2 protein-coding genes are annotated in these 2,709 nt (G+C 73.6%); both read left to right on the top strand.

Translation table 11 applies throughout. The features are described from left to right. The coding region (locus HMPREF0731_RS20005) for a transglutaminase family protein (RefSeq protein ID WP_007006033.1) at window positions 1-1,572 on the top strand (1,572 nt) is incomplete at its 5' end. A gap of 13 nt (window positions 1,573-1,585) precedes the next feature. After that, the coding region (locus HMPREF0731_RS20000) for a circularly permuted type 2 ATP-grasp protein (protein ID WP_040614198.1) at window positions 1,586-2,709 on the top strand (1,124 nt) is incomplete at its 3' end.

The following is a 2,709-nucleotide window of genomic DNA, read 5'->3' as shown; positions in this document are numbered from 1 at the left end:
GCCGCCTGGCGCGGCATCGCCTACCCGCAGGCGGTGCCGCCGGTGGTCGGCCAGCCGCAGCCCGATCTGGTGCGCACCGCGCTGACGGTCGAGGCGCGCGAGGGCAAGATCCACATCTTCTACCCGCCGCTCGCCCGGCTGGAGCATTGGCTGGAGCTGACCGCCGCCATCGAGGACACCGCCGCCGCCCAGGGCCGCAAGGTGGTGCTGGAGGGCTATGGCCCGCCCTCCGACCCGCGGCTGCTGCATTTCTCCATCACCCCCGATCCCGGCGTGATCGAGGTGAACATCCACCCCTCCCTCTCCTGGCCCGAGCATGTGGCGCGCACCGAGCAGCTCTACGCCCTGGCGCGGGAGGAAGGGCTGGCGGCCGAGAAATTCATGCTGGATGGGCGGCATGTCGGCACGGGGGGCGGCAACCATGTCGTCATGGGCGGCGCCACGCCGGAGGAAAGCCCCTTCCTGCGGCGGCCGGACCTGCTGAAGTCGCTGCTCGGCTTCTGGCACAACCATCCGAGCCTGTCCTTCCTGTTCGCCGGGCTGTTCATCGGGCCGACCTCGCAGCATCCGCGCATCGACGAGGCGCGGCAGGATGCGCTGCACGACCTGGAGATCGCCTTCCAGCAGGTGCGCCCCGGCCAGGAGATGGCGCCCTGGATGACCGACCGGCTGTTCCGCAACATCCTGGCGGACATGACCGGCAACACCCACCGGACCGAGTTCTGCATCGACAAGATGTACTCGCCCGACCATGCCGGCGGCCGGCGCGGCCTGGTCGAGTTCCGCGCCTTCGAGATGCCGCCCAGCCCGCAGATGTCGGCGGCGCAGATGCTGCTGATGCGCGCCGCCATCGCCGCCTTCTGGCGCACCCCCTATGAGCGCCGCCTGGTCCGCTGGGGCACCCGCCTGCACGACGACTTCATGCTGCCGCACTATGCCGAGCAGGATTTTTCCGACGCGATCGAGGAGCTTCGCAGCCTCGGCGCCCCCCTCGAAAAAGAGTGGTTCGCGCCGCATTTCGCCTTCCGCTACCCGCTGCTGGGCGAGGTGAGCCTGCACGGCGTGGGGCTGGAGCTGCGCCACGCGCTGGAGCCCTGGCATGTGCTGGGCGAGGAGAGCACCGGCTCCGGCACCGCGCGCTATGTCGACAGCTCGACCGAGCGGCTGCAGCTGCGCGCCAGCGGCCTGTCGCCGGAGCGCTACGTGCTCGGCGTCAATGGCCGCGCCTTGCCGATGGCGCCGACCGGCCGCGCCGGGGAGTATGTGGGCGGGGTGCGCTTCAAGGCCTGGGCGCCGCCCTCCGCCCTGCATCCGGGCATCAGGGCGCAGGGGCCGCTGGTGTTCGAGCTGTGGGACCGCTGGACCGGCCGCGCTTTGGGCGGCTTCACCCATCATGTCGTGCATCCGGGCGGCCGCAACTACGAGCGCTTCCCGGTCAATGCCAATGAGGCGGAGGCGCGCCGCCGCGCCCGCTTCTTCCCCTTCGGCCACCGCCCCGGCCCGAGCCCGGAGCCGCGCCCGGTGGACAGCGCGGAGTTGCGACGCACGCTCGACCTGCGCCGTTTCGCGTGATACCGGCGGCTGGGTGAACAGCCTCGCCCCCGTTGATGAAATGGTGGATGGCCGCGGCCAGGTTCGCCCGCATTGGCGCGGCGTCCTGGCGGCCTTCGCCGATTTGCCGCCGGAGCATGCCGGCAGCGGCTCCGCCGAGGCGGCGCGGCGGCTCGACCGCGCCTTCGAGGATGAGGGCATCTCCTCCCTGCTGCCCGGCGCCGGCCGCGCCGCCCGCGCCTGGCGCTGCGACCCGGTGCCGCTGGTGCTGCCGGCGGCCGAATTCGCCGAGCTGGCCGAGGGGCTGGCGCAGCGCGCCCGGCTGCTCGACGCCATCCTGGCCGATTGCTACGGCCCGCAGCGCCTGCTGGCCGAGCGCCTGCTGCCGCCCGCCCTGGTCTTCGCCAACCCCGCCTTCCTGCGCCCGGCGCGCAGCGCCGCGCACCCGCCGCTGCAGCCGCTGCTGCACGCCTATGCCGCCGACCTGATCCGCGGCCCGGACGGGCGCTGGCACCTGCTGGCCGACCGCACCAGCCGCGCCGCCGGCATCGGCCACGCGCAGGAGAACCGGCGCATGCTGGGGCGGGTGCTGCCGCAGCTCTTCCGCTTCCAGCAGGTGCGGCCGCTGCGCCCCTTCTTCGACCGCTGGCAGGACAGCCTGCAGCGCCTGGCCCCCAGCGGCCGCGACAATGCCGCCATCGCGCTGCTGACGCCGGGCGTACACCACCCGCTCTGGTTCGAGCATGTGCTGCTGGCCGGCGAGCTCTCCTGCGCCCTGGTCGAGCCGGGCGACCTGACGGTGCGCGGCGGCGCGCTGTGGCTGAAGACGCTGAAGGGGCTGCGCCCGGTCGATGTGCTGCTGCGCCGGGTCGATGGCCGCAGCCTCGACCCGCTGGAATTCGGCGGCCACGGCCCCGGCGTGCCCGGCATGATGGACGCCATGCGGCACGGCGCGCTGCGCATCGTCAACGCCCCCGGCTGCGGCATGGTGGAGGCGCCGGCGCTGGCCCCCTACCTGCCCGCCCTCTGCCGGCGCCTGCTGGGCGAGGCGCTGCGCCTGCCGGCACTGGAGACGCATTGGCTGGCCGAGCCCGGGGCGCGCGCCGCGCTGCTGGCCGATCCCGCCGCCTGGCTGCTGCGCCACGCCTATGACGGCGC

It is taken from the genome of Pseudoroseomonas cervicalis ATCC 49957 (assembly GCF_000164635.1).
Lineage (GTDB): Bacteria > Pseudomonadota > Alphaproteobacteria > Acetobacterales > Acetobacteraceae > Pseudoroseomonas > Pseudoroseomonas cervicalis.
This window is presented reverse-complemented; position numbering and strand designations above follow the sequence as displayed.